The sequence below is a fragment of the Leptospira weilii genome, assembly GCF_006874765.1.
GTDB lineage: Bacteria > Spirochaetota > Leptospiria > Leptospirales > Leptospiraceae > Leptospira > Leptospira weilii.
Genome location: NZ_CP040840.1, coordinates 2,824,883 through 2,832,500, shown reverse-complemented (window position 1 = coordinate 2,832,500; position 7,618 = coordinate 2,824,883). Strand labels below are relative to the sequence as shown.

The window sequence follows — 7,618 nt, the reverse complement described above, 5'->3', positions numbered from 1 at the left end:
ACGTATCTGATGAAAGAATAGTAGAAGGGTATTTAGAGAATCCGTATTGGCAATATTTGTGCGGGAATGAATATTTCGCACATGATCATCCTTGTGCCCGACGAGTTTAGTGAAGTGGAGAAAGAGAATCGGTAGTGATGGCTTAGGGAAATTATTAGAAGAGACAATCTTGTTAGGACAGCGAGAAGGCCAAATTAAAGATCAAGAATTCACAAGGGTGAATGTGGACACGACGGTCCAGGAGAAAGCGGTCGCATTTCCAACGGATGCGAGACTGTATCATAAAATGCGACAAGCGTTAGTGAAAGAAGCATCAAAAGAGAATATCAAATTAAGGCAAAGTTATAAGAACCCGTCTGTCCCCCGGACGGAACCTTGCAGCTTGATTTTTCTGTAAAGTGCAATTAAGTTTTGGGATACGCTGTAAACGAAAGAGTAAATTAGCGTTAATCAAACAAGGCCGCTACTTTCATGCAAAACAAGGCAAAGGTGCGCATAAAGAGACGAAACGCTTAAAAACGTATTTTGGCTGCGTAAAACGGGATATAGAGCGAAAAGTAGAAAATCCGAATCAACGACTTAAATCCCTTTTAGAAATCTCCGAACGAATCTTAACACAAAGTAAAAATAGCAAAAATAAAATCTACAGCATTCACGCCCCGGAAGTGGAATTATTTCTAAAGGAAAATCTTATAAGAAATATGAGTTCGGTTGTAAGGTAGTTTAGTGACCACGAGTAAGTCCAATTGGATTGTAGGAATTCAAGCCTTGCACGGTAATCCGTATGACGGTCATACTTTGAAGAGCGCCATCGACCAGATGGAAAAGATAACCGGCTTTCGACCGAAAGAAATCTATGTGGACGTTTTAAAATTTCGAAGACTCAGCCTGAATTTAAGTAGGGTTCCCATAAAAGTCCTTTTTTTGACAAATCCAAACGTTTTTCGAAGGATCTTTCTTTGTATAAACTCAACTATTCTTGAAATTCAAACGTCTCGCTTCTATTGGCGCTCGACGGGTTGCAAAGGTAAAGATCATCATCCTGAGGATGTTCAAGTTCACCTTTCCAATAAAAGTAGAAAGAAAATGAGTCGCTGGCAAAGGATGTGGATGGATAGAAGATCCGCCATTGAACCGATCATTTCTCATCTCAAGCACGATCACAATATGATCCGGAATTTTCTCAAAGGCAAAGAAGGAGACCGGATCAATGCTGTTTTAGCCGCTGCCGGGTGTAATTTCAGAAAGCTATTTCGAGCTTTCTTTTTGTTTCTGGATCGATTTACATTTTTTCGCGCGCACATTTATCAAATTTCATTTTTTCACAACTAGTAAATTTATGGGCTCACTTTTTCAGGGACGACTATTTACATCAAAATTAAAGACGGATTTGCATATCTCTTCTTTGATAATGGATTTATATTCAAGAAAGATTGTAGGTTTCAAGCTTCATCACTCTCTTGAAACGGAAGGTTGTATCCATGCTTTGAATATGCCCTTGCACAAATACCAAAGGGCAAAAAGATTATCCATCGTTTCGATCGAGGTATTCAATTTTGTTCGAGAGATTACACCGATATTCTAATCAACGCAGGCCACAGAATCAGCATGACCGAAGAGAATCACTGTTATGAAAACTCTGTCGCTGAAAGAATCAACAAAACTCTTAAATTCGAATTCTGATTATATAATACTTTTGATTGTTTTAAAGAAGCTCAAATCGCTCTCAAGCAAGCCGTTTTTCTTTACAACAATGTTCGGGTTCATCAACATTTAGGTTTCTTAACTCCTAATTTTATTTATCAAGTAGCCTAATTTTTATAAACCTGATTTTAGGATTTTATAACTCTTGCAGGAACACGATTGCGGTTTTCTTTCGGATTTCGTCTATTCTTTGGGAGTAAAGGTTCTATTTTGTTCCATAGGGCATCCCATTCGGCATTTCTGAATAATATTTGTCCATTTCCTTAAGTATTGTCTTACCATTCCCCAGTACAAGTAGGCTTTGAGACGTGCTCTAAGTATTGAGAAGTAATGTTACAAAAGCTTTACTCCCATTATCCCAATCTGGAAAAAATTCTACACAACAGTGGTTGGCTGTTTTTCGATAAAATTTTCAGAATGGGCATGGGAATGTTCTTGGGAGTTTGGATCGCCCGTTATCTAGGACCTGATAGTTATGGAAAGTTAAATTATGTAATCGCATATATCGCGTTGATCGGCAGTTTTACAAATTTAGGACTCGATGGGGTTGTTGTAAGGGAGCTCATTAAGGAAAAAGCCCATAAAGAAGAGATCATTTCAACCTCGTTTTTACTACAACTTATCGCTGGAATAATTGCATTTGCGGGAGCAATTTTATTCATACCCCTTCTTAGACCCGATGAGTCGGATCTATTTTGGATGGTATTTCTTATCGGACTAACTTTAATTTTTCGGGCCGTCGGTGTCGTAAAGTATTGGTACGAAGCGCAAGTGCTGTCCAAATATTTTGTGTGGCTTGACAACGGGTTGTTTGTCGTATTTTCCGGAATAAGGATTTTGTTGATTTTGAACGATTTGGGAATATTTGCGTTCATTTGGGTCGGACTAATTGAATCATTTATTAGCTTATTCGGTTATTCTTTATTATATAAATATCATAATGGATCCTTATCTGTACTCCATGCGAATTGGAGAAGAGCGCGCGCATTATTGAGAGACAGTTGGATGTTATTGCTATCCGGACTTGCCGTAATCGTATATATGCGGATCGATCAGATTATGATTGGTCAAATGATGGGAGACGAAGCGGTCGGAGTATATACCGCGGCGGTTAAAATTAGCGAAGTTTGGTATTTTATTCCTATGACGGTCGCGTCATCGATATTTCCCGCAATATTAAAAGCAAAAGAATTCAGTCAAAAGTTATATTTGGAAAGATTAGGTCTTTTGCATTCGTTTATGTTTTTACTGGCCTTGATGATAGCAATCCCGATGACATTTTTATCGGATCCGATTATACGTCTATTTTTCGGAGAGAAATTTTTGGAAGCAGGAACCATATTGGCGATTCATATTTGGGCTGGAATTTTTGTTTTTTTAGGAGTAGCAAGCAGTCGATATTATTTAACGGAAAATTTACCAAAAGGTGAATTGTATAAAAGTATATCTGGCTGTTTGACGAATATAATTCTAAATTATTTTTTGATTCCACTCTACGGAATTAAGGGAGCCGCCATCGCTACCGTAATTTCCCAATTTGTAGCTAGCACTTTATTTAATCTTCTATTCAAACGTACTCGCGAAATATTTTTTATCCAATTAAAATCAGTTTTCTTTTGGAAAACGCTCAGTCGCCTCAATCATCTTAGAAATCGGTTACTTAAGGATGGTTGAGCGATGAAATTAGCCCCGATCGCACTGTTTGTTTATAATAGACCGGAACATACAAAAAGAACCATTGATTCTTTATCAAGAAATGACAATGCAGATCAGTCGGAGCTATTCGTATTTTGTGATGGGCCTAAGTCCAATTCGAATATGGATAAGATCAAAGAAGTCAGGTCAATTGTCAAAAAAGTCGCAGGTTTCAAAAAAGTCTTCGTCTATGAAAAGGAAACAAATGCCGGATTATCCAAATCCATTATATCAGGAGTGACTGAACTCGTAGAAAAGTATGGAGAAGTTATCGTTTTAGAAGACGATATGGTTACTTCGAAATATTTTTTAACTTATTTAAATCATGGATTGGAATATTATAAAAATGTAGATCGCGTGGTTTCGATACACGCTTATCGCCTGCCGTTCGTAGCAGAAACGCCCGAGACGTATTTTTTAAGGGGGGCCGATTGTTGGGGATGGGCGACTTGGAAAAGAGGATGGGATTTATTCGAAGCCGACGGGCGAAAACTTTTAAATAAATTAATTTCGGAAAATCTAATATATGAATTTGATATGCAAGGATCGTATCCTTATACTATAATGTTAAAGGATCAGATTGCGGGCAAGAACGATTCCTGGGCGATCCGATGGTATGCATCCACCTTTTTACAAAATAAATTAACGTTGTATCCCGCAAGATCTCTAGTATTTAACATCGGGTTGGATGCTTCCGGGACACATTGCGATGTAACGAATGAATATGACGTTGATTTGAGTTTGTCGCCGATCCGAATCGAAAAAATTAAAATCGAAGAGGACGTTAAAGTAAGGAATTTGTATCGAGACTATTTTCGTAAACTTAATCGAGCGAGTCTTAAAGACAGGATTTTCGATCGGGCGATGCGTTTTATAAAACGATTTGGCTGAAGATCGGATATTAAAATCCTGATTTGTCTAAGATTTAAGACGTTTTTTAAAAATTCTTATTATTGATTGTCTTTTGTTATGAATCTGTTTTGTATATTCTATAAAATTAATATATATGTAGTAAACTGAGTGAACTATCACACCAAAAGTTCAAAAAAACTTAGGCCTTAGGTCGTAAAAAGCTCGAAACGAAGATTCTTACGGGGCTGTTCTAATCGAATTTTTTCACTTCCAAAATCCGCCGAGCGCAATAGGCGTGAGACACGCCCGGGTTTTACAAAAATGTAGGAACTCCTACGGGAGTGTTTCAACGATAAAGTCTATTTGAAAGCAAATGAATGTCAAAGGGACGATTTCTGTGGGAACTTCGTTTTGTGAAAAATTCACGATGATATTTCCATCAAGATTTGTGGACAAGTTCTGAAATTAGAACCAAATAAAATGAGCCTTACGTTAATCCTTTTATCATGGTTCTACGGAATGGGATTGTCGTAAATCTGAGGCAAAACTGTCGTTTAGACTCTGAACATGTTTATCATATCTCACTTAGTTAAAATTTGTTTGATCTTTTGGAGGTTTCTTCAATTGAGTTTAACAAATATTAAAGTTTGAAGTTCGAATGTGAATTATTGTTGAAGATGAGGAAATGGGTTTGCGAAGTCATATAAAGAAAATAGCATATAAACTTTTACCTCCTATTATTTGGGATTTGTTAACTTTCGGAAAGAGAAAATTTTATAAACGAGTTAAATTCAAAATACGAGGTGGAATTCTTCGCAACGGTTTCAACGGACTGTATAAAACTTGGGATGAGGCAGCGGCATTGTGTGGATCTTACGATTCAGGGCAGATTATCGAAAAGTGCAAACAATCACTGTTGAAAGTGAAACAAGGAGAAGCAGTTTACGAAAGAGATTCTGTATTATTCAACAAAATTCAATATTCTTGGCCGTTGCTTGCTGGTTTGCTTTATTCGGCGACTAAGTCCAATTCAGGGTTGGATGTTTTAGATTTTGGAGGATCCTTAGGAAGTAGTTATTATCAGAATAGAAACTTTTTACAAGGAATACAAAGATTATCTTGGAATATAGTAGAACAATCTAATTTTGTTCAAGTTGGTAAAAAACACTTCGAAGACGATATCCTAAGTTTTTATGATTCCATCGAATCCTGTATTAACGATAAAGATCGAAAAATTAATGTATTTTTAGCATCCAGCTCCCTTCCATATGTGAAAGATCCTTTTGCATTAATCAAAAAAATAATCAATTACAATTTTCCTTATATTATAATAGATAGGACCTATTTTATAGACTTGCCGAATTCTATCGTGTCCGTGCAACGTGTTTCTCCTGAAATTTACGATGTTTCTTACCCCGCTTGGTTTTTTAATTCGGAAGAATTCGTTTCTTTGTTTCAAGTTAAATATGATTTAATTGCAGATTTTAATAGTTATTTGCAAGTCACGGATATCTTGGAAGGAATATCGACCCGGGAAATGGGAATGATTTTTGAATTCAGAAAATCTTTATAGAAGTCTATCTTAAAATCTTAAGGTATGCGGACTCTATATTGCTGTATTTTGTTGCGATTTGCCCAAGGATAGTGGCTAATTTCTTTTACGATTTTGGAATGGACTCAAAATTTAAAGAGATTAATCGGTAACGTTTGTGCTCGAATAGAATATATTTCAAAAATTTTCTATCTATCGGTAACTCAATAGAGTTGTTAAAAAATTCTATGATTCAGATTAACAAAACCGCTTCAAACGTCCATTTCAATGAAGCAGAAATGGATAGAGAAATTAATTTTTCAACAACTTTAATATACAGAATTAAAAATCTTTTTGAGATAATTTTTAGAAGTAGATTTTGCTGAATTTATATTTATCTTATATAGTTTAAAAAACTGACAATGAAGTATCTTTGCACACTTTTCGATTTTAATTACCTACCTTTGGGATTGTCTTTATATGAATCAGTTATGCGTCATTTCGGAGACTTTCATCTTTGGGTGCTTGCAATGGATGATAAAACTTATACTTTTTTTAAGGAGAATTCATTTGATCATGTCACAATACTTTCGTTACGCGATATCGAGTCCGAAGACGTTTTGACGGCAAAATGGAATCGAACTTGGCAGGAGTATTGTTGGACTCTTTCGCCGGTTTTACCTTCTTATGTGTTGGCTAAAAATCCGAACATAGATCACATTACTTATTTGGATTCGGACATATATTTTTTTTCCAATGTGGAACCGGTTTATGATGAAATCGGAAAACAATCCGTGATGATCATACCTCATCGTTTTCCGAATCGTCTAAAACATCTCGAAGCCAACGGAATTTACAATGTACAAATGGTATATTTTAAACGAGACGAGATAGGAATGAAATGTCTCGGTCGTTGGAGAGAACAGTGTTTGGAATGGTGTTATAATCGATTGGAAGATGGTCGACTGGGAGATCAAAAATATTTGGACGTATGGCCGCAAACTTATAAAAACATATGTGTATTAAAAAATGAACAAGCTGGTGTTGCACTTTGGAACGCGGAAAGATACAAGATTCGATTGAAAGACGAAGAAATTTTGATCAACGAAAGCCCTCTCATATTTTATCATTTTCATATGTTTAAATTTTACGAAGGGGATATCTACGGGACCGGGATTTCCGATTACAGATTGAATTACAAGGTGTTAAAGGTTATTTATGATGTTTACGTGAAACAATTGAGCGATGTGGTTTCCCGTTTTAATCTGAAATTAAGAAGTTTGAATATTTGGGAAATGTGTGTCATGATGGAAAAAAGGAATTTTTATTCGTATTCCTTTTTAAAGAAAGTTTTTTGGAACGTTTTGCTTTACGGTTTTGTGGTTTTAAAAAGGATTCTAAAAATTGGATGGAGTTTTCTTTTAAAAATTTATCCCAACGTTTTAAAGAATTGATCTGAATCTTTCGATAAATGAAACGGTTTTCATAGGTGCCATCGATTGAGCGGATGATGGTCTTTTGAGTAGTTTCTACTCATCCCTATAAAATAGAATACCGTTAATTTGAGCACAAATCCGTGTTTAGACGCAGAATTTTGGACACTCTATTATATAGGGATCAGTAATACGCCGTCCAAATCGAATGACAACCGTAAATAACGTGAGTTCGGTGTAACAAAAATGCGAAAGCGATTGTAGCGGAAATTCCGCAGGAATTGGAGCATTATGTTGCGACCGTAGACAGCAACATTGAGTTTAAGAGCGGTCGCGAGCCATTTTATCTATGAAACTCGCGAGCTGCGACGACGACTCATAGGGAGTCGTTGCATTGAGTTTC

General features: G+C 36.2%; 4 protein-coding genes and 3 pseudogenes (1 of these 7 only partly in view). All 7 read left to right on the top strand.

Translation table 11 applies throughout. The annotated features are described in order from the left end of the window. Positions 1-864 (top strand): annotated as a pseudogene (locus FHG67_RS13715) (transposase); its annotated part reaches 157 nt to the left of the window's first position; the annotation flags it as partial. A gap of 246 nt (positions 865-1,110) precedes the next feature. Then, positions 1,111-1,332, top strand: a pseudogene (locus FHG67_RS13710) (transposase); the annotation flags it as partial. 276 nt (positions 1,333-1,608) lie between these two features. Beyond that, positions 1,609-1,815 (top strand): annotated as a pseudogene (locus tag FHG67_RS22700) (integrase core domain-containing protein). Between the two features lie 219 nt (positions 1,816-2,034). After that, positions 2,035-3,378: a flippase gene (locus tag FHG67_RS13695; protein ID WP_002633465.1), complete on the top strand. Its 1,344-nt coding sequence runs from the start codon at positions 2,035-2,037 to the stop codon at positions 3,376-3,378. A 3-nt stretch (positions 3,379-3,381) separates the two neighbouring features. Further along, a complete protein-coding gene (locus FHG67_RS13690) occupies positions 3,382-4,290 on the top strand; it encodes a glycosyltransferase family A protein (RefSeq protein WP_004498344.1) in 909 nt (302 codons plus the stop codon). 646 nt (positions 4,291-4,936) lie between these two features. Then, a complete protein-coding gene (locus FHG67_RS13685) occupies positions 4,937-5,824 on the top strand; it encodes a TIGR04325 family methyltransferase (RefSeq protein ID WP_004503555.1) in 888 nt (295 codons plus the stop codon). A 380-nt stretch (positions 5,825-6,204) separates the two neighbouring features. Further along, entirely contained in the window at positions 6,205-7,236 is a 1,032-nt protein-coding gene (locus FHG67_RS13680) for a glycosyl transferase (protein ID WP_142499820.1), read from the top strand. The last annotated feature ends 382 nt before the right edge of the window (positions 7,237-7,618 follow it).